The organism is Planctomycetota bacterium (assembly GCA_016872555.1).
Lineage (GTDB): Bacteria > Planctomycetota > Planctomycetia > Pirellulales > UBA1268 > F1-20-MAGs016.
Map to the genome: position 1 here is coordinate 18,341 of VGZO01000013.1, position 19,324 is coordinate 37,664.

Here is a 19,324-nt window from a genome sequence, read left to right on the forward strand (position 1 = left end):
TGGCCACTGCCGATCCTCGGTCACGCCCCCGATGCGCACCCCCCGCCGCCACGCCCTCCGCATCGCGATCGCCGGACCGGTGCTGGCCGGTTGCCCGATTCACTCGAGCGCCGCCCCCTCCGCCACGGCACTCGACTCGGAGCGGTATGCCGACTGCCACCGGGTCCGCGACGGCGCCGCATTCCCCCGACCAAGCCGGTGGCGCGACGCCGACCTCGTGATCCTCGGCGGCGGCATCAGTGGCCTTTCCGCGGCCCGGCTGTGCCGCGATCACGACGTCGTCGTTCTCGAAAAGGAGCTGCTCCCCGGTGGCCACGCGCAGTCGACGACGCTCGGCGGGATCCCCTGTTCGGTCGGCACGGCGTATGTCGGCAGAGGTGATGCCGCCGGCCTGCTCGCCGCCGAGCTCGGCCTGCCGCTGCTGCCGGTGGCGAGCTGGGATGGCACCGCCGACCAGGGGACGTTCACGCCCGACACCTGGGGCGACGGGCTCGACCACCTGCCCTACCCGCGCGCGGTGCGCGAGGACTTCGCCGCCTGCCGGCGCGACCTCCTCGCCCTCGCTCCCGACGACGAGCGCCACGACGCGACGCCGCTCGCCGCGCTCCTGGCCCCGTATGGCGACCACGTGCGGCGCTGGTGGGATGCCTACTGCCCGTCGAACTGGGGCGGCTCGTCAGCCGACGTCGCCGCGTCGCTGGCGATCGACACGCTCCATTGGTGGGCCGGGCCCGACCGCTCCGACAGCCGCGTCACTTGGCCCGGCGGCGTCGGGGCACTGGCGCGACGGCTGGCGGCCGATATCGCCACGGCGCCGTCGGTCGGCGTGGTGACCGGGGCGACGGTGCTGTCGCTGTCGCGCGCGGGGCATGGCGTCGAGGTCACCTACGTCGCCGGCGAGCAGGTCACCGGGATCCGCGCCAAAGCGGCGATCGTCGCCCTCCCCAAATTCGTGACCACGCGGATCGTCGCCGGGCTGCCGGCCGACCAGCGCGGGGCGATGGAGCGGATCCATTACGCCCCCTACTGCGTCGTCAACGTCCGCTGCGACCGCCCCGTGCCGCGCCTCGGCTACGACACTTGGTGTCCGGGCCGACGGTTCACCGACTGCATCGTGGCCGATTGGGTCGGCACGGCGTCAGGGGATGCTCGAGGCGACGTCCTCACCTGCTATGTCCCGCTTGCCGAGGACGCGCGCGAGTCGCTCCTCGACGACGATCATTGCCGGGCGCTTGCCGCCGCGGTGGCCGACGATCTTCACGCCGCTTTCCCGGAGGGGGCGATCACGCCGGTCGAGGCCCATCTCTACCGCCGCGGCCATGCGATCCACTGCTCGGCACCGGGGTTGAGGAACCACCAACTGCGCGCGCGGCGGCCGTTCGGCCCGATCGCGTTCGCCCACGGCGACGTGGGGAGCCTGGTGGCGTCGAGCGCGGGGGCGATCCGTGCGGCGCGGCGTGCCGTCGACGACGTGGCGGCGTTTCTTTGAATCTTCCGCCGGGGTGTCGGCACGGGCGCGTCGCGGATAGTCTTCATCGATGCCCGTCACCATCCCCCCGCGACCGACGTCGCCGTGTGCCGAGGCGACGCTGCCCTCGCCCCTCGGCGAATTGACGCTCGTCGCCACCGAAGCCGGGTTGCGGAGCGTGTCGTGGGGAGTGAGGGGGGTGAACGGCCGGCAGCGGCCTGTGGCGTTCGACGGCGATCCCCACGGGGAGCGCGAGCGAGCGATGGCGATTCTCCGCGCTGCCGCCGAGCAGCTCACGGCCTACTTCGCCGGTGAGCGGACGGAGTTCGACATCCCGCTCGATCCCGGGGGCACGCCGTTTCAACGGCGCGCCTGGGCCGTGCTCCGCGCGATCCCCTTCGGCACCACGATCAGCTACGCCGACCAGGCCCGGCGCCTCGGTGATGCCCGCAAGGCCCGCGCGGTCGGCGGTGCCAATGGAAAAAACCCGCTGCCGATCGTCGTCCCCTGCCACAGGGTGATCGGCAGCAGCGGAGCCCTCGTCGGCTTCGCGGCCGGCACGGGCTCGAAGGCCTGGCTCCTCGACCACGAGCGGTGCCTCGCGATGGGCGGACGCCGGCGAGGAGACGTCAGACCCGGCAGGCGGCGCCGCTTCCCGACGCCTGGTTCCACGGCATCCGCGCCAGGAGCATCGCCATCCCGCAGGTGTCGGTGACTCCGGCGAAGACGAGGCCGCAGCCGACGAACCCCGCCAGCCCGGCGCCGATCGCACGCCAGGTCGCGTCCGGTCCGAAGGCCGCCAGGGCCGCTCCGCTGGCGACCAGCGACCCGGCGGCGATCCGCACCTGCCGCTCGAGCGACATCGCCTTGCGGCCGCGCACCACCGGCACCCCGGCTGCTTCACAGGCGGCGGTGCCCCCCTCGACGCTGAACACGTTGCCAAGTCCGGCAGCGAGCAACTGCTCACAGGCCTTCTGGCTGCGCCCGCCCGACTTGCAGATCACGTACACCGGCCGCGTGCCGGCCAAGCTCGCGATGGCACGCGGATCGAGCCGGTCGAGCGGCATGTTGCGGGCGTCCGTGACGTGGACCTCGCCATATTCGGCGGGCGTCCGCACGTCGATGAGTGTCACCGGCTCGTGCCGGCGACGGAGATCGGCGAGCACCGCGGGGGTGATCGTGGCGACCATCGCGACGTCCTCCATGGAAGGGCGGGAATCGGGGAGCTTCCGTTTCCCCGATCATGAACCGATCGTGCGGCCCGGTCGAGACGAAAAGCCGACCGGCCGCGCCCGATCGAGCCGCCGAATGAGGCTGCAGGGGCTCGAACCCTGGACCGACGGATTAAAAGTCCGCTGCTCTACCGACTGAGCTACAGCCTCGAGAGCCATCCTACAAGCAGACTGAGGCCGGACAACGGGCCGGTGATGGACCCGGCCTTCGGGGCGGGGAGAGACCCGGGCCCTGGAATCACGGTGCGCGAAGCGGCCGCGGAAGTGCCCGAGAGAGGACTTGAACCTCCACCCAGTTACCTGGACAAGAACCTGAATCTTGCGCGTCTGCCAATTCCGCCACTCGGGCAAGTGGCCGTCTGCAACGGCACCTGTGATGCTAGCAGCCGGTGAATCCCGTGCAAGGCGACCCCGGCACCGGCCGGTCTGCCACAATCGACCAGCCGCGGGAGTCTGTCCGCCACTCGTCGCCGCCACTCCCAGCGCCCCCGGACACCCACTGATGCCGCCGTCCCTTCACAGCCCGTGGACAACGCCCTCCGTGGCCTTTTCCCACTCAGGCGACCGCGGGAAACACGAAGGGTTGCCCGGATCGCCGGCGGCCGCACCCGGCGGCAGCTCGACTCGTCCACAACCTGCTACGCCGCCGTCGGCGACGCTGCACCGCGTGCTGGGGCCGTTCACCCTGTGGGGCCTGGGTGTCGGCTACGTCATCTCGGGTGAGTATTTCGGCTGGAACCTCGGGCTACCGGTCGCCGGCTCGCTGGGGATGCTCGCGGCATTCGCACTGGTCACCGCGATGTATGCGGCGTTCGTGTTCAGCTACCTGGAGCTCGCCTGCGCCCTGCCGCGGGCGGGTGGGGCGTTCGTGTATGCGGTGCGTGGTCTCGGGCCGGGGGCCGGGTTCCTCGCCGGCATCGCCCAGGCGGTGGAGTTCGTCCTCGCCCCGCCGGCGATCGCGATGGCGATCGGCAGCTACGTCGCCACCCTCGCACCCGCCGTCGGTCAGCGCCCCGCGGCGCTGGTGGTCCTGGCATTGTTCACGGTGGTCAATGTCGTCGGCGTCCGACAGGCGGCGCTGTTGGAATTCGCCGTCACGCTCCTGGCAGTCGGCGAGCTGGTGCTGTTTGCCGGGCTGGCGCTGCCGCACTTCCGCTGGGAGGCGTTCGCCGCCAACGGCTTGCCGCACGGCGTGGGAGGCGTGTTCGCCGGGATCCCGTTCGCGATCTGGTTCTATCTGGCGATCGAGGGGGTCGCCAACGCGGCCGAGGAGACGCGCGACCCGCACCGCGACATCCCGCGCGGCTTCGGCGCGGCCCTGGTCACGCTCGTGGTGTTGTCGGTCGTCGTGCTGTTCGGTGCCGTCGGGGTCGGCGGCTGGGAACGGGTCGTGTACGCGCCGGCCGACCTCGTCGCCGGCGTGGAGGGCGGCGTCGTGCCGCGCGCCGGCGCACCGCTGTCCGACAACCCGCTACCGCTGGCACTGGGGCAGTTCGTCGCGGCGGGGCATCCGCTGTTTTCGCTGCTGGTCGGGATGGGGGTGCTCGGCCTGGTCGCCTCGCTCAACGGGATCATCCTCGCCGCCGGACGGGGTCTGCTCGAGATGGGGAGGGCCGGATACCTGCCCCGCGTTCTGGGATGGATCGCCCCGGCGACCGGCACGCCCGTCGTGGCCCTGCTGACGACGTTCGTGATCGGCGCCGCGGCGGTCGTCGCCCTCGACACGACGCTGTTGATCACGCTGTCGGCGTTCGGCGCGGTGACGCTGATGATCGTCTCGATGGTGGCGCTCCTCCGCCTGCGGGTGACGGAGCCCGACCTGCCGCGGCCCTGGCGTGCGCCGGGCGCGCCGTGGGTGCCGCTGGCGGCACTCGGCCTGGCGACGATGTCGCTGGTGGCGATGGGATGGTCCAATCGGGGCGATGCGGCCACCTGGTGGCGCTCGGGCACGGCGCAGTACACGCTGGTGATGACGGTGGCGGGCATCGCCTGGTGGACAGTGCTACGGCGCCGGATCGATCCCCACGCCGTCGCCGACGCCCACCACGTCGATCCTCACGTCCCCCACACCCCGCCCCCGCGTCCATGAGCCGTTACGCGACCACCCTCGGCGGCGTGACCCACGCCTTCGGCGACCTGAAGACGCTGCTGGCGCGCGCCAGCCCCCCGCGCAGCGGCGACGAACTGGCAGGGATCGCCGCCGGCGCCGAAGAGGAGCGGATCGCCGCCCGGTTCGTCCTCGCCGACGTGCCCCTCGCGCGATTCCTCGCCGAACCGCTGATCCCCGCCGAGGACGACGACGTCACGCGGATGCTCCTCGACACCCACGACAACGCGGCTTTCGCGCCGCTGTCGCATCTCACCGTCGGTGGATTTCGCGAGTGGCTCCTCGACCCGTACACCGACGGCACGGTACTGGCCGCCGTCGCCGCCGGCATCACGCCGGAGATGGCGGCCGCGGTCAGCAAGCTGATGCGCGCCCAGGACCTGATCCTGGTGGCGCGGAAATGCCGGGTCGTGACCCGATTCCGCGACACGGTCGGCCTGCCCGGGCGGCTCGCCGTCCGCATCCAGCCCAACCACCCCACCGACGACCCGCTGCCGATCGCCGCCGCGATCCTCGACGGCCTGGCGCACGGCTGCGGCGACGCCGTGATCGGCATCAATCCCGCCACCGACAGCGTCGATCGCGTGGTCACGCTCCTGCGCCTGCTCGACGAATGGATCGCCGCCTGGCGGATCCCGACGCAGTCGTGCGTCCTCGCCCACGTGACCACGCAGCTCGAGGCGCTCGAGCGTGGTGCCCCGGTGGATCTGGTGTTCCAGTCGATCGCCGGCACCGAGGCGGCCAACCGCTCGTTCGGGATCACGCTGGCGATGCTCGCCGAAGCGGAGGAGGCGGCGCGGGCGCTGGGCCGCGGCACGGTCGGTGACCATGTGATGTACTTCGAGACCGGGCAGGGGTCGTGCCTCTCGGCCGGTGCCCACCACGGCGTCGACCAGCAGACGCTCGAGGCCCGTGCCCACGGCGTGGCCCGGCGCTTCCGGCCGTTGCTGGTCAACACGGTCGTCGGGTTCATCGGCCCGGAGTACCTCGCCGACGGCCGGCAGATCACCCGGGCCGGGCTCGAAGACCACTTCTGCGGCAAGCTGCTCGGCCTGCCGATGGGCTGCGACGTCTGCCACACCGTCCATGCCGACGCCGGCCCCGACGACCTCGACGGGCTGCTGTTCCTCCTCGGCACGGCGGGGTGCAGCTACGTGATGGGTGTCCCTGGCGGCGACGACATCATGCTCAACTACGTCTCGACCTCGTACCACGACGCCGCGGCGCTGCGGCAGGCACTCGGCCTCCGCCCGGCGCCGGAGTTCGAAGCCTGGGCGACGGAGGTCGGCATCCTCGACGGCGCCGGGCGCCTCGCCCCCGAGCCGGCCCATCGCCTCGCCGCGAGGCTACCGGCGCTTCCCGGGCTGGCCAGCACCGCGGTGATTCCCCGATGAGCGACGACGCCGGCCCCGGCGGCGCGGTGACCCAGCCGGGCAGCCGGCCGTGGCCGCCACTGGCGGGACTGACGCCGGCGCGAGTCGCCCTCGGGCGCGCGGGGGACAGTCTCACCACTGCGGCGCTGTTGGCCCTGTCGCTCGACCATGCCCGGGCCCGCGACGCGGTGCTCGCCCCGTTCGACGCCGTCGCCGTCGCCGAGCGGATCACCGCATCCGGCTGGCCGGCGGTCGTGGCCGAGTCGCAGGCCACCGACCGCCGGACCCATCTCCTCCGCCCCGATCTGGGCCGGCGTCTCGCCCCCGCCGCCCGTGCCCGGCTCGTCGCTGACCACGACACTTCCCGCCGCGCGCACGACATCGTCTGCATCGTCTCCGACGGCCTGTCGGCCCCGGCGGCGGAAGCCCACGCTCCGGCGCTCGCTCGCGCGCTGTTGCCGTCGCTGGCGGCTGACGGCTGGCGGATCGCGCCGGTGGTCGTCGTGCCCCGTGGGCGGGTCGCGCTGGGGGACGAGATCGGCGAGCTGTTCGCCGCGCGGCTGGCGCTGGTGCTGCTCGGGGAGCGCCCCGGCCTCACCGCCCCGGCGAGCCTCGGCGCCTATTTCGTCCACGACCCACGCCCCGGCCGGACCGACGCCGAGCGCAACTGTGTCTCCAATATCCACCCCGGCGGCCTGCCCCCCGCGGCTGCGGCGGCCACGCTCCTCTGGCTGCTCCGCGAGGCCCGGGCGCGTGGAATCAGCGGCGTCGCACTCAAGGACGACCGCGAACCGCCCCGCCTGCCGCCGCCGGCGCCAGGCTGACGCGCTGACCAGCGCGTTGCCCGCCACGGCCGGGCGAGGCTACGTTGCCGCGGTCACAAGGAGCGCACGGATGCCGGAACTCAGAACGCTCGTCGTCATCCCTGCCCGTCTCGCCAGCCAGCGGCTGCCACGGAAGATGCTCCTGGCCGACACCGGCCTCCCGCTGGTGGTCCACACGTTCCGCGCCGCCGCCGCGGCCGTCCCGGGCGCGACGGTCGTCGTGGTCACCGACGATGCCGAGATCGCCGGCGCGATCCGCGCCGCGGGCGGACGCGCCGAGATGACCTCCCCCGACGCGCCGAGCGGCACCGCGCGGATCGTCGAGGCGCTGCCACGACTGCCAGAGGCCGATATCGTCGTCAATCTCCAGGGTGACGAGCCCGAGATCTCCCCCGCCGCCGTCGGCGCCGCGATCGCGCTGCTCGGGCGTTGCCATTCTGCCGGGATGGCGACGCTCGTGACGCCGCTGCGCTCGGCCGCCGATCTGGCGAAGCCGTCGGTCGTCAAGGCGGTGTTGACGCCGTGGCGCGATCCGCCGCCGGCCGGCCTTGTGCCCGGAGCGGCGCTCCCCGACGCCTGGCGCGCGATCACGTTCAGCCGGGCCCCGGTCCCCGCGGCGCGCGACTGGACCGACGACCTGCTGAGCGCGTCGCCGCCGCTCTACTGGCAGCATGTCGGCCTCTATGCCTACCGCCGGGCGGTGCTCGAGGCCTGGGACGATCTTCCCCCGTCGCGGCTGGCGGGGCTCGAGAGCCTCGAGCAGCTCCGCGTCGTCGAGGCCGGCATCCCGATCGCCGCCGCCGCGGTCGACCATCCGACGCGCGGGATCGACACCGCCGCCGACTACGCCGCGTTCGTGGCCCGGCTCCAGGGCGCGGCCTGACGGCCGTCGCCGGCCAGCGGCCGCCGCCTGGTCAGGTCGCCGCCTTGTAGACCGGGACCAGCAGCACGCTCGCCGGACTACCCGAGAGGACCGCCTCCGACGTGCTTCCCAGGAGCCACCGCGACAGCGTGTCGGCCGGGGTTCGGCCGACCACGACCAGGTCGATCCCTTCGCTGCGCGTGTAGGCGTTGATCCGATCCCCGGGATTGCCCTCGAGCACCACCGGCTCCCCGCCCCCCAGCGCCGCGGGCAGCGTGGCGGCGAATGCGCGTGCCCGGCCGGTGATGCCCGCCACCTCGGAATCGTGCTCCGCCTCCCACGCGCGGGCGATCGCGGCCGTGTCGGGATCGCGGACGCGTTGCTGGACCCACGGCGGCAGCGGTGCGGCGAGGAGCGACTCGGCGACGGCGATCGTCCGCCCGGTGGTGCCGGTCGGCCAGTGGAGCCGGCCGAGCGCGGAGGCCAGCGCCGGGGCACTGGCGGGATGGTGGCAGACGAGCACCTTCAGCCCCGCCGCGGGGGCGGCACGGACCACGAGCACCGGCAACTGCGCGCCATGGACGACCGCACGCGACACGCTCCCCAGCAGCAGCCGTTCGAGCGACCCGGTCCCGCGCGAGCCGACGACGATCAGATCGGCCTTCCAGCCCGAAGCCGATTCGAGGATCCCGACCGCGGGGGACTTGACGCTCACGATCGCCTCCGGCTGGCGGGCCATCCCCGTGGGGAGCCTGCCACAGGCCTCGGTGAACAGCGCCGCCGTCGCCCCTTCGACGAGCTGCGGCCCCCAGGGAAGCCGGCGGGTGAGCTCGGCCGGCGAGAAATAGATCGCCACCTCGTCGACGGCCGGATCGACCAGCGCCCCCGCCAGGGAGACCGCGTCGAGCGACGCCGGGGAACCGTCGACCGCCACCAGAACCTTCATCAGCCACCTCCTCCGCCCGTGTCCGGGCTGGCACCGTTCTACCCGCCGGGCGGCTCCGATCCACTCCCGCCCTCGGCAGCGGCTGGGATCCACCGTTTGCCTGCCTCTCCGGGAACCTCGCGCACCAGACGCGGCACGAGGTAGCCGGGAAGCGCGGCCTGCAGCTCCGCGAGCAGGCGCCGGGCGTCGTCGTCGGCGACGGCGAAATGGGCCGCCCCGGCGACACGGTCGAGGAGATGCAGGTAGTAGGGAACGACACCGATCGACAGCAGACGCTTCGACAGCGCGGCAAGCGTGCCGACGTCGTCGTTGACGCCGGCCAGCAGCACCGCCTGGTTGAGCAGCACGCACCCTGCCCCGGCGAGGCGCGCGGCGGCGGCGGCGACCGTGTCGTCGAGCTCGGCGGGGTGATTGACGTGGAGGACCACGACCGTGGTCAATCGCGTGGCCCGCAGCAGCCCGACGAGACCGTCGGTCACCCGTTCCGGAAGGACGACCGGCAGACGGGTGTGGATCCGGAGGCGGCGGAGGTGGGCGATGGTGTCGAGGTCCCGGACGACGGCCGCCAGACGGTCGTCGTCGACGAGAAGCGGATCACCCCCGGAGAGGATCACCTCGTCGAGCGAGGCGTCGGCGGCGATCGCCGCGAGGGCCGCCGTCGGATACCCGGCGACGCCCTGGTCGGCGTAGGGGAACTCGCGGCGGAAGCAGTAGCGGCAGTTGACCGCACAGCCGCCGGTGAGCAGCACGAGGGCGCGCCCGGCGTATTTCCGCACCAGCCCCGGTGCGGCCAGCGCCGCCGCCTCGTTCAACGGGTCGGCGCCGAAGCCGGCCACCACCCGCTCCTCTTCCACCACCGGCAACACCTGCCGGAGGAGCGGATCCTCGGGATCGCCCCGGCGCATCCGGGCGACGAACGCGCGCGGGACGAGCAGCGGGAATCCGCCGCCGCGCCCCGCCACTGCCGGATCGAGCCCGAGGACCCGGCACAATTCGGCCGGGTCACGGATCGCGTCGGCCAGGAGCCTCTGCCAGCGCGGCGGCGCGGTGGAAACAGGGGTCGAGACGGCCATGGCAGCCACGCGGCGGACGGGAACGGGCAGGGGTGGGGGCCGACGTTGACATCCGCCCCGACCGCGGCGACGCTTGTCGCTTCCCGACGCCGCCGGACAGCGCGGCGGACGCCCCGCACCGCCAAAGCATACGCGCGGCAGCCGGGGGAGAAAAACGCCCTGGAGGTGACTGCCGCCGTGCCAGCCTACAACACCAGCGAATTCAAGAAGGGTCTCAAGGTCCAGATCGACGGCGACCCGTACATCATGATCGAGTGCAACTTCGTCAAGCCGGGCAAGGGCCAGGCGTTGTACAAGTGCAAGCTGCGGAACCTCCTCCGCAACACCGTCCTCGATCGGACCTACAAGAGCGGCGATTCGCTCGATGCCGCCGACATCGCCACGATCGACGCCCAGTTCCTCTACAAGCAAGGGGAGCAGTTCGTCTTCATGGACAATGCCAACTACGAGCAGTACGAGCTTTCCAAGGAGCAGGTCGACGACTCCTGGAAGTGGATCAAGGAGGGGACCGTCTGCTCGATGCTGTTGTACAACGGCAATCCGATCTCGATGGAGCCCCCCAATCACATGATGCTCAAGGTCGAATACGCCGAACCGGCGATCCGCGGCAACACCGCGACCAACCTCACCAAACCGGTGAAGCTCGAGACCGGGGCCGAGGTCGTGGTGCCGGCGTTCATCGAGCAGGGTGACACGATCAAGATCGACACCCGGACCGGCGAGTACCTCGAGCGCGTCAAGGTCTGAGCGACCGGGGATCGAGGGCGGGGACGTTTGGCACGCCCCGCGTCTCTGGGCGCCGGTATCGACCCGGGATCGTCAAGGAGTCGACGTCGACAGACCTCAGCTCGGGCTCGACAGAGGAGAGACGCCCCTCGCGCCTTTCCCCTCGCACCGACGGCTGTGGCTCCGGCAGCGCGAGGCGGCGGAGGCCATGGAGCGCTCCGCAGCCGCGACAATCAGTCCCACCACCAGCGGCCGGCGGGCAGGACGTTGGCGTCGGCATGGGCCCGACCGACCGTGCCCTGTTCGTCCATGAGGAGATTCGGCGGGTCGAGGGCACGCCGCGGCTCGAGCGTCACGCCACCGCCGATCGGCGTCAGCAGCCGGCTCCCCTTCCAGACGGCGTGCACCGCCGGCTCAACCGCGGCGGGGGCCACGAGCCCGTCGACCGGGCAGGTCTTCTCGTCGCGGAGCCCCGCGGCCGACCAGCCGGTGAGGCCGTAGGCATCGTGCTGCTGGAGGTACGCGGCGGCCACGGCGAGGTCGAAGAGGTTGCGGAGCTGGGCGTAGACCGGCGTCCGGGCGGCGATCTCCGGATACTTCTTGGTGAACGTGTCGGTGAACGTCTTGCTCGCCCGGTCGGCACGATCGGCTGACATCCGCCGGCCGTCGGGGAGGACGACCTCGTCGGCCCCGACGAGCTTGAGGCCCCGGCCGACCAATTCGATCGCCATGTCGTCCTCGGAGACGCGGACGCACTGGTAGTCGGGGACGAAGTACCAGCGCCGGAGGGCGTTGGCGGCGATGCTCGACGAGCTCGCCAGCTCGATCCAGGTGCTCATCTTCACCGGAGGCCGCTCCATCCCGATGCCGATCAGCTTCATCCGATAGTCAGCCTCGACCATCACCTGGGCGAAGTGTGAAGCCGGGCTGACGCCGTCGATGCGGATCACCTGCGGCCCGAGCGCCTGCTGCATCCCGGTCACGATCTGGTCGACGCTGGCCTGCGGGTTGACGCGCCCGAGGCGGCGGAGGTGGGACTGGAGCGCGGCGAGCCCTTCCTGGGTCGGATCGATCGAGCAGCCGACGAGCCGGTCGCTCGGCTGCCCCGGCTCGAAGGCCCGCAGGGCGACGGCCAGATCCTCGAGGAGCAGCACTGGGCTGCCCGTCTCGACACCGACGACGCGGCCGGTGGCGTCGGTGATCCACGCCTCGGCCGGGCCGGCGATCACGACCTCGCCCGGAGCATCGCCCGTCGCCGGGTAGACGAAGACGTATTGCAGCCGGGTCAGACCGGCGAGTTTCGCGACGTCGTCGGGGAGCTCGCGCCCTTCGGACGCGGCGCGCGCCACTTCCGCCTCGAGGCGCGAGAGGGCGACCTTGCGGAACTGCGAGCGGGTCCGGAGATCGGCGGGGAGGCTCGCCGCCGCGGCGCGGCGCTTCTGCAGCGACAGGCCGGAATCGGAGACCCGCTGCGTGCGGAGGACGCCGTTGGCATCGATGACGACACCGGCGGCGCTCCCGAGGCCGCCACCACCCCCCATGCCACCGCCCATGCCGCCCATCCCGCCGCCGCCCATCCCACCCATGCCACCGCCGCCCATCCCACCGCCACCCATGCCACCGCCGCCCATGCCACCGCCGCCCATGCCACCGCCGCCCATCCCACCGCCACCCATCCCCATGCCGCCACCACCGACCCCCATCTGTGCGACGGCCCGCGAGACGGGAGCGAGGAACAGCGCTGCGGTGATCGCCAGGAGTCCGAGACGGCCGCAACCGGCGGACCGGCAGAACAGTTGGAACCGACGCATGGACTCACCCGGGAACGTGGGGGGATTGGGGCTCGGCAGGTTCGCACGTCAGCCTATTCCCGCCCCGGAGGGCGGGCAACGTGGCCGCCGACGGACCACAAGGACTCCGGTCGTTCTTCGGCCCGGCGTCGAGCGGCGATTGACCCGGTTTTTCCCCGACTCCCCGACCGGAACGACCGGACCATTTCCCCACCATGCCGGCGCGGCGACAGCCATCGTCCATCCCCGCACGTGGGGTCACGCGGAGCGGGCAGGAGCGCGACCGGACGCCTGACGTCGGGGGCCGTCGCCGTCGCGTCGCTGCACGACCGGGGTCGCCCGCACCGACCCCGGTCCGAGGAGCGCGACCAGATCGGCATGCAGCGCCTCGGACCAGGCGACGGCGTGGCGGTCGCAGTCGACGTGCACGCGCCGGCCGTCGGCCAATTCGATCACCAGCCGCAGCGGGACCGCGCCCGGGTGGCGGTGGACCACGGTGGCGAGGCGGTCGAGGAGGTCGGAGCCGTGCCGGGACTCGTCGAACCGCACCGTCACGCTCGACACCGGACGGCTCCAGACCGCGGCGACCGGGACCAGATCGTTGACGATCAGGTTCGTTTCGTCGCTCCCGGCCCGGCGGTCGATCGATCCGGTCACGATGACGACCTCGTCGGTGCGGATCCGCTCGCCGACGCGGGCGAATTCCTCGGGCCAGCAGATCGTGCGGACCAGCCCCTCCATGTCTTCGAGGTCGAACATCGCGTAGCGCGTGTGCGTCGAGCCGTTCCGCGGCTGCTTGACCGCCGAATGCTTGACCGCGGCGACGAGCCCGCCGATCACGACTTCGCGGCGCGCGGGCACGCCGGTGAGCCCGGTCGTGCCGTGGGTCGTGACCGCGTCGAGCACGGCCGCATGCTCGGCGAGGGGATGGCTGTGGACGTAGTAGCCGAGCACCTCCTTCTCCCCGAGGCGCATCTGCGCGTCGGACAGTGGCGGCACGTCGGTGCCGCCGCCGCGCACGGCGGCCGGTGCCGCCGGCGCCGGCGCGGCATCGAGCGCGTCGAACAGGCTCTTCTGGCCGCTGCGCCGATCGGCAAGCCGCGCGGCGCCGGCGGCCATCGCCCGCTCGATGCCCGCCAGCACGGCGCCCCGGTGGCGCCCGAGGGCGTCGAGCGCCCCGGCCTTGCCGAGGCTTTCGATCGCCGTCCGATTGACGACCGCCGGGTCGAGGCGCCCGCAGAAGTCGTCGAGGTCGCCGTAGGGCCCGCCGCGCTGCCGCTCGGTGGCGATCGCCTCGGCGGCCTGGAGGCCGCAGCCCTTGATCGCCGCCAGCCCGAAGGCGATCCGACCGTCGCGGACCGAGAAGTCGGGCATCGAGACGTTGACGTCGGGGGGGGCGACCTCGATCCCCATCCGCCGGCAGTCCTCGACGTGCTCGACCAGGGCGTCCTTCTTCTTGAAATTCCGGCCGGTGATATCGCCGGACAGCAGTGCCGCCATGAACTCGACCGGCCAGTGGGTCTTGAGGTAGGCGGTCTGCCAGGCGAGCAGGGCGTAGGCGGTGGAGTGGCTCTTGTTGAAGCCGTACCCGGCGAACTTCTCGATCAACCCGAACAGGTCGGCCGCCTCGCCGGCCGCGAGACCCCGCGCCTTGGCCCCGGCCACGAAGCGCTCGCGAAACTGTGAGATCGTCTCCAGCTTCTTCCTGCTGATCGCCTTGATGCACGTGTAGGCGCTCGACAACTCGATGCCACCGAGGCGCTCGAGGATCCGCATCACCTGCTCCTGGTAGACCATCACCCCGTGCGTCTCCTCGAGCACCTCCTTCATCACCGGATGGAGGTACTCGGCACGCTGGCGCCCGTGCTTGACGGCGACGTAGTCGTCGACCATTCCCCCCTCGAGCGGACCGGGGCGGTAGAGGGCGTTGACGGCGACGATGTCGAGGAACTGATCGGGTTTCATCCGCTGGAGCAGGTCGCGGATCCCGCCGCTCTCGAGCTGGAAGATCCCCTTCGTCTCGCCGCGGCACAGGAGCTCGAACGTCGGCCGGTCGTCGAGCGGGAAGGCAAACGGGTCGGGGCGCGGCTGGCCAGTGGCGGCGATGATCTCGAGCGTCTTGGCGACCACCGTGAGGTAGCGGAGCCCGAGGAAGTCCATCTTCATCAGGCCGGCGCGCTCGACGTCGCCCATCGCCCACTGCGTGATGACTTCATCCTTGCCGGTGACCCGCTGCAGCGGCACGTATTCGACGAGCGGCCGGTCGGCGATCACGACGGCGGCGGCGTGCGTGCCGACGTTGCGGGCGAGCCCCTCGATCCGGCCGGCGAGATCGACCAACTCGCGGATCTCCTGGTCGGTGTCGCAGGCCTCGGCGAGCCGGGAGCCCGGCGCGGCGGCCTCGGCCAGCGTGATCCCGAGCTGGTCGGGCACGAGGGCGACGATCGAGTCGACCCGCGGCACCGGCATCCCCAGCGCCCGGCCGACGTCGCGGATCGCGGCCCGCGCCGCCAGCGTGCCGAACGTGCCGATCTGGGCGACGTTCTCGGCGCCGTACTTCCGCTTCACGTAGTCGATGACCTCGCCGCGCCGCTCCTTGCAGAAGTCGATGTCGATGTCGGGGGCTTCCTTGCGGTTCTCGTCGAGGAATCGCTCGAACAGCAGGTCATATTCCAGCGGGCAGACGTGCGACAGGTGCAGCGCGTAGGCGACCAGCGCACCCACGCCCGAGCCACGGGCCGCGGCGGGGATCCCCTGCTCGCGGGCGTGGCGGACGAAGTCGTGGACGATGAGGAAATAGCTGGAGAACCCAAGTTTCTCGATCACGGCCAATTCGCGGTCGAGCCGGGCGACGACGTCGGCGTGGAGATTGCCCGCGTCGCGCGCGGCGGCGGGGTCACGCCACCGTTTCGCGACGTCGGCATAGCGGTCGCAGAGGCCGGCGACGCACAGCCGGCGGAGCTCGCTGCCCGACGTGCATCCCGTCGGCACCTCGAACCCGGGGAAATGCCGGCGCCCGAGCTCGAGATCGATCGACACGCCGTCGGCGATCTGCTGGCTGCGGGCCACGGCGGCGAGCGTCTCCTCGCCACGCAGCGCTCCGACCATCGCCGCCATCTCGGCCGGGCTCTTGAGGTAGTACTCGGTGGCCTCCATCCGCAGGCGACCGGGGTCGTTGCGGAACCGGCCGGTGTTGACGCACAGGAGGATGTCCTGGGCCTCGGCGTCCTCGCGGTTGACGTAGTGGCAATCGCAGGTCGCGACCGTCGGGATCCCGGCGTGGCGGGCCACGTCGAGCGCGGCGAGCGTCACCTGCCGCTGCAGGTCGAGGCCGTTGTCCTGGATCTCGATGAAGTACCGATCGCCGAACACCGACGCGAACCAGCCCACGATCTCCGCCGAGGCGACCAGGGCGTCGGCCTGCCCGCTCCCGCTGCCGACCAGCGACCGGCTGAACTCGCTCGCCAGACAGCCCGACAGGCAGATGATGCCGGCCGAATGGGCGGCGAGCAGCTCCCGGTCGATGCGCGGCTTGAAGTAGAAGCCCTCCAAATACGCCTTGGTGGCCAGTTGGAGGAGGTTGCCGAAACCCTCCCGGTCCTTCGCCAGGAGCGTGAGGTGGTAGCTCGATTCCCGCTGGCTGCCGGCATCCTTCTGAAACCGGCTCCCGGGTGCGATGTAGGCCTCGTACCCGATGATCGGATTGATGCCCGCCGCCTTGGCAGCCTCGTAGAACTCCAGCGCCCCGTGGAGATTGCCGTGGTCGGTGATCGCCAGGGCGTTCATCCCCAGCTCGGCCGTGCGGGCCACGAGCCGGTCGATCGAGCTGGCGCCGTCGAGCAGGCTGTAGTGGCTGTGGCAGTGGAGATGGACGAACGGGGGTGGGGTCACGGGCGGCTCCCTCCGGTGGTGACGGCCAGGATTCTACCGCGCGGAAGGCAGGGTTCACCCGCCGCCACGAGACTCGGACGCGGCACGCCTCAGGAGGGCTCGCCGATCCGCCGCAGGAGGTTCGCCAGACGGGCCTGGAGGTCGAGCAGCATCTGCCAGTGGAGGAAGTCGATCTCGACGCGCTCGTGTCCGGGGCGCATTTGCATCCCGATCGTCGCCTCGCGGAGCACGGCCTGGATGTAGTCGAGGAGCTCGGCGAGCTCGGCCGACTGCGCCGGGCTGAGCCGCGTGGGCAACGGCGGCGGCGTGCCCGGCAGCAGCGACGGCACGTCGGGCACCTCGAGATCGTGGTCGCTCGCCGAGTGGACGATCCGCCGCAGCCGCTCCCCCACCTGGCGCGCCTGCGCTTCCTCGGCGGGCGGCAGTCGCGCGGCGATCGCCGCGATCCGGCGGTCGATGTCGCTGTGGGAGCCGACGAGCAGCAAGGAGCGGCCCAGGGCGATCATGTCGCCGTCGCGCACGATCCGAACCTGGATGTCCTCGCCGTTGACGCGGGTGCCGTTGGTGCTCTCCAGGTCGGTGAGCACGAGCTTGTCGTTGTCGTCCTGGAGCTTGAGGTGGAAGCGGCTGATCCGCTCGTCGTTGAGCTGGATCGAGTTCCCCTCCTCGCGGCCGATCGTCACCGGCGTCGGCACACGCTCGAAGACCTTGCCGCGATCGGCACCGTGCAGGACCCGCAGCGTCACCTGTGCCATCGGCCCACCCGCAGCCATCGGTACCGCCCCGGTCTCGCGCGAAAGCACCGCGCCCGGGCCCCCGACCCGGCATTCCCGGGCACGTGGAGCGCAGGCGCTTGTGCGCAGCCCCCGACGAGTGTCATGGATATGGTCTGGAATCGGTCGAAGTCAAAGACTTTTCCCGGTTTTTCGGTTGGCGCCGCTCCTGCCGTCACCACCCGACCGGGCCGGGACGGGGAATGACGGACGGAGCCGCGGGTCGCGGCGACTATACTCCGCCGAATCCCCGATCCGTGGCACCATGCGAACGCCCCCCGGCGTTTCCACCATCCGCCCGGACCCTTCCCGCCGGGCGTGTCGCGATGGCATGGCTGCAACCGGTCCTCGACCTGTTCTTCAAACTCGACGAGCGGCTCCACACGGTCATCGAGCAGTGGGGGCCGTGGACGCTTGTCCTCCTGTTCGTGATCGTGTTCTGCGAGACCGGACTGGTCGTCACGCCGTTCCTGCCCGGTGATTCGCTGCTGTTCGCCGCCGGGGCGATGGCGGCGTTGTTCCCCGACCTGCTCGGCCTGCCCGCACTGCTGATCACGCTCACCGTGGCCGCGATCCTCGGCGACACCGTCAACTACGCCCTCGGGAGGGCCGTCGGGCCGCGTGCCTTCGCCCTCGACACGTGGTTCCTCCGCCACCACAACCTCGTCAAGGCACAGGAGTTCTACGAGCGCCACGGGGGCAAGACGATCGTCCTGGCGAGGTTCGTGCCGATCGTCCGCACCTTCGCGCCGTTCGTGGCCGGAATCGGGAGAATGAACTACCCGCAGTTCCTGTTCTACAACGTCGTCGGCGGGATCGCGTGGGTGCTGATCTGCACGCTCGCCGGGTACCACTTCGGCAACATCCCCGTGGTCAAGGAGAACTTCGAGCTCGTCGTCGTGGGCATCGTCCTCCTCTCGGTCTTGCCGGTGGCCTGGGAATGGTGGCGTCACTCCCGATCGACCGCGGGTGGGTCGTCTTCGGATCGCCGGTCGGGTTGACCGGCCCCCGAAACGCCGCGGATCCCCCGGCCCCGGGGGGTGGGGCCGAGGGATCCGGTCGCCGGCTCTGCGGCGCCGCCCCGGGGGTGGGGACGGCCGCGGCGGCGATCACTGCGGCACGTCGCCCGGGGAGCGGGCGACATCGACCACGGGCGTCGGGCTGGCGGGAGCCGGGGCGGCGGCGACCGGCCGCGGCGCGGCCTCCACGGCGCGGGCAGCACGCGTGAGCTCGATGACCGGGAGGATCGTCTCCGCAGCCCGATCGACCGCCGGCCGCAGCAGCATGACGTCGACGATCATGTGCTGGATGTCGCCGAGCGTGCCCGTCGCCTCCGTCAATCCCGCGCCCAACTCCCGCAGCCGCTCGAGGGCCAGAGCCGCCTCCCCGACCCGGACGGCACCGGCGACGACGGCCTCCTTCAGCCGCGTCAGCTCGGCGAGCCGCTCCGCGGCGGGGGCCGTTCCGGCGCCGGCGGCCTCGACCGCGTCGATCAGCCCTTCCATCCGGTCGACCGCGCCGTGGGCAGCGGCGATCCCGGCCTGCTGACCGGCGATCCGCGTTCCGAGCCGCTCCGTCTCCACCGCCACCTCGGTGGCCCGGGCGACCGCGGGGCCGGTCCCGGCGAGCCGGTCGCACAGTCCGGCGACGTCGGCGAGCACGGGGGAAGCATCGACGAGCCGCTCCAGGCCCGTGGTCAGGTCGCCGTGGACACGCTCGACCACCAGCAGCCCTTCGCGGGCCTCCTCGGCACGCCGCCGTGTCGCTTCGGCCCGGGCGACAAGGCCGTCGGCCGCCTCGAGGGTCGCCGTGACGCCGTCGAGCGCCCGCCCCGTGGCGATGATTCCGGCGTGCACCCCGCCGATCCGCTCGACGGCCGCGGCGGCTGCCGCCACCTGCTCGGTCTGGGCGACGAGGCGCTCGCCAAGCGTGCGGAAGCGGTCGAGCGCCGCCTCGGCCTCACCCAGCTGGCTCCCCTGGATCTGCAGCTGCGCGAAGAGCCGGTTGGCGGTGTTCACGCTCCCGGTCGTCCCGGCCAGTTCGGTGACCGTCCGCGACAGCTGCCCGACCTGCCGCTCCAATGCCGCCACCTGCTGGGCCGCCGGGCGGATGAGCACCAGCTGGGCGGTGAGCAGCACCGCCGCGCCACCGGCGACAAACGCCTTCCAATCGAACCGCTGGCCTTCCTTCGGGGCAGCAGCCATCGTCTGCTCGGTACCGATCGCCATGGCGGGATCTCCTTTGCCTGCCGGAAGCTGA

General features: G+C 72.0%; 15 protein-coding genes, 2 tRNA genes and 1 pseudogene. 9 read left to right on the forward strand and 9 right to left on the reverse strand.

Annotated features, from left to right (window positions below):
- Window positions 1-31 precede the first annotated feature (31 nt).
- Together FJ309_06325 and FJ309_06330 are read left to right on the forward strand one after the other, a co-directional pair.
- Complete coding sequence (locus tag FJ309_06325; GenBank protein ID MBM3954217.1) at window positions 32-1,489, forward strand: FAD-dependent oxidoreductase; 1,458 nt, start codon at window positions 32-34, stop codon at window positions 1,487-1,489.
- Between the two features lie 49 nt (window positions 1,490-1,538).
- Entirely contained in the window at window positions 1,539-2,183 is a 645-nt protein-coding gene (locus FJ309_06330) for a methylated-DNA--[protein]-cysteine S-methyltransferase (protein ID MBM3954218.1), read from the forward strand.
- On the opposite strand, the gene FJ309_06335 is transcribed toward FJ309_06330, so the two are convergent.
- The 3 genes from FJ309_06335 to FJ309_06345 all read right to left on the reverse strand — a co-directional run bounded on the left by FJ309_06335 (window position 2,098) and on the right by FJ309_06345 (window position 3,049).
- A complete protein-coding gene (locus FJ309_06335; GenBank protein MBM3954219.1) occupies window positions 2,098-2,658 on the reverse strand; it encodes a rhodanese-like domain-containing protein in 561 nt (186 codons plus the stop codon). The genes FJ309_06330 and FJ309_06335 overlap by 86 nt on opposite strands.
- Before the next feature lie 119 nt (window positions 2,659-2,777).
- Window positions 2,778-2,850, reverse strand: a tRNA-Lys gene (locus FJ309_06340).
- A 115-nt stretch (window positions 2,851-2,965) separates the two neighbouring features.
- Window positions 2,966-3,049: transfer RNA gene (locus tag FJ309_06345), tRNA-Leu, on the reverse strand.
- Between the two features lie 27 nt (window positions 3,050-3,076).
- Here FJ309_06345 and FJ309_06350 point away from each other — a divergent pair.
- From FJ309_06350 to FJ309_06365, 4 genes are all read left to right on the forward strand, one after another.
- Complete coding sequence (locus FJ309_06350; protein ID MBM3954220.1) at window positions 3,077-4,789, forward strand: amino acid permease; 1,713 nt, start codon at window positions 3,077-3,079, stop codon at window positions 4,787-4,789.
- Complete coding sequence (locus FJ309_06355; GenBank protein MBM3954221.1) at window positions 4,786-6,201, forward strand: ethanolamine ammonia-lyase subunit EutB; 1,416 nt, start codon at window positions 4,786-4,788, stop codon at window positions 6,199-6,201. The genes FJ309_06350 and FJ309_06355 overlap by 4 nt, the downstream gene beginning before the upstream one ends.
- Window positions 6,198-7,004, forward strand: a complete 807-nt coding sequence (gene eutC / locus FJ309_06360; protein MBM3954222.1) for an ethanolamine ammonia-lyase subunit EutC — start codon at window positions 6,198-6,200, stop codon at window positions 7,002-7,004. Before FJ309_06355 ends, eutC begins: the two co-directional genes overlap by 4 nt.
- A 70-nt stretch (window positions 7,005-7,074) precedes the next feature.
- The gene (locus tag FJ309_06365) at window positions 7,075-7,887 is read left to right on the forward strand and encodes a 3-deoxy-manno-octulosonate cytidylyltransferase (GenBank protein MBM3954223.1); all 813 of its coding nucleotides are present in this window, start codon (window positions 7,075-7,077) and stop codon (window positions 7,885-7,887) included.
- A gap of 31 nt (window positions 7,888-7,918) precedes the next feature.
- Here the strand turns inward: FJ309_06365 and FJ309_06370 are convergent, their stop codons facing one another.
- Window positions 7,919-8,812 (reverse strand): universal stress protein, encoded by an 894-nt coding sequence (locus tag FJ309_06370; GenBank protein MBM3954224.1) that lies wholly within the window; start codon window positions 8,810-8,812, stop codon window positions 7,919-7,921.
- A gap of 38 nt (window positions 8,813-8,850) precedes the next feature.
- Entirely contained in the window at window positions 8,851-9,885 is a 1,035-nt protein-coding gene (epmB, locus tag FJ309_06375; protein ID MBM3954225.1) for an EF-P beta-lysylation protein EpmB, read from the reverse strand.
- 165 nt (window positions 9,886-10,050) lie between these two features.
- Between epmB and efp the strand changes: the two genes are divergently transcribed.
- Complete coding sequence (efp, locus tag FJ309_06380; protein ID MBM3954226.1) at window positions 10,051-10,632, forward strand: elongation factor P; 582 nt, start codon at window positions 10,051-10,053, stop codon at window positions 10,630-10,632.
- A 212-nt stretch (window positions 10,633-10,844) separates the two neighbouring features.
- Here efp and FJ309_06385 read toward each other — a convergent pair whose 3' ends face one another.
- A complete protein-coding gene (locus FJ309_06385) occupies window positions 10,845-12,212 on the reverse strand; it encodes a DUF1598 domain-containing protein (GenBank protein MBM3954227.1) in 1,368 nt (455 codons plus the stop codon).
- Here FJ309_06385 and FJ309_06390 point away from each other — a divergent pair.
- A pseudogene (locus FJ309_06390) lies at window positions 12,127-12,270 on the forward strand (hemagglutinin). The gene FJ309_06385 and the pseudogene FJ309_06390 overlap by 86 nt on opposite strands.
- 389 nt (window positions 12,271-12,659) lie before the next feature.
- On the opposite strand, the gene dnaE reads toward FJ309_06390, so the two are convergent.
- Together dnaE and FJ309_06400 are read right to left on the reverse strand one after the other, a co-directional pair.
- Window positions 12,660-16,292, reverse strand: a complete 3,633-nt coding sequence (gene dnaE, locus FJ309_06395) for a DNA polymerase III subunit alpha (GenBank protein ID MBM3954228.1) — start codon at window positions 16,290-16,292, stop codon at window positions 12,660-12,662.
- An 89-nt stretch (window positions 16,293-16,381) separates the two neighbouring features.
- Window positions 16,382-17,047, reverse strand: coding sequence for an FHA domain-containing protein (locus tag FJ309_06400; GenBank protein MBM3954229.1), 666 nt, complete (start codon window positions 17,045-17,047; stop codon window positions 16,382-16,384).
- A 344-nt stretch (window positions 17,048-17,391) separates the two neighbouring features.
- Here FJ309_06400 and FJ309_06405 point away from each other — a divergent pair, with 344 nt between their 5' ends.
- On the forward strand, window positions 17,392-18,066 hold the full coding sequence (locus tag FJ309_06405) for a DedA family protein (GenBank protein ID MBM3954230.1): 675 nt from the start codon (window positions 17,392-17,394) through the stop codon (window positions 18,064-18,066).
- A gap of 108 nt (window positions 18,067-18,174) precedes the next feature.
- On the opposite strand, the gene FJ309_06410 is transcribed toward FJ309_06405, so the two are convergent.
- Window positions 18,175-19,293 (reverse strand): hypothetical protein, encoded by a 1,119-nt coding sequence (locus FJ309_06410; protein ID MBM3954231.1) that lies wholly within the window; start codon window positions 19,291-19,293, stop codon window positions 18,175-18,177.
- Between the last annotated feature and the right edge of the window lie 31 nt (window positions 19,294-19,324).

Coding starts and splice junctions, on each gene's coding strand:
- FJ309_06350 (MBM3954220.1), top strand. CDS start 3,077: ATGCTAGCAGCCGGTGAATCCCGTGCAAGGCGACCCCGGCACCGGCCG.
- FJ309_06365 (MBM3954223.1), top strand. CDS start 7,075: ATGCCGGAACTCAGAACGCTCGTCGTCATCCCTGCCCGTCTCGCCAGC.
- FJ309_06405 (MBM3954230.1), top strand. CDS start 17,392: ATGGCATGGCTGCAACCGGTCCTCGACCTGTTCTTCAAACTCGACGAG.
- FJ309_06385 (MBM3954227.1), bottom strand. CDS start 12,212: ATGGGCGGCGGTGGCATGGGTGGGATGGGCGGCGGCGGGATGGGCGGC.
- FJ309_06330 (MBM3954218.1), top strand. CDS start 1,539: ATGCCCGTCACCATCCCCCCGCGACCGACGTCGCCGTGTGCCGAGGCG.
- FJ309_06335 (MBM3954219.1), bottom strand. CDS start 2,658: ATGGTCGCCACGATCACCCCCGCGGTGCTCGCCGATCTCCGTCGCCGG.
- epmB (MBM3954225.1), bottom strand. CDS start 9,885: ATGGCCGTCTCGACCCCTGTTTCCACCGCGCCGCCGCGCTGGCAGAGG.
- FJ309_06325 (MBM3954217.1), top strand. CDS start 32: ATGCGCACCCCCCGCCGCCACGCCCTCCGCATCGCGATCGCCGGACCG.
- FJ309_06370 (MBM3954224.1), bottom strand. CDS start 8,812: ATGAAGGTTCTGGTGGCGGTCGACGGTTCCCCGGCGTCGCTCGACGCG.
- FJ309_06410 (MBM3954231.1), bottom strand. CDS start 19,293: ATGGCGATCGGTACCGAGCAGACGATGGCTGCTGCCCCGAAGGAAGGC.
- FJ309_06355 (MBM3954221.1), top strand. CDS start 4,786: ATGAGCCGTTACGCGACCACCCTCGGCGGCGTGACCCACGCCTTCGGC.
- eutC (MBM3954222.1), top strand. CDS start 6,198: ATGAGCGACGACGCCGGCCCCGGCGGCGCGGTGACCCAGCCGGGCAGC.
- FJ309_06400 (MBM3954229.1), bottom strand. CDS start 17,047: ATGGCACAGGTGACGCTGCGGGTCCTGCACGGTGCCGATCGCGGCAAG.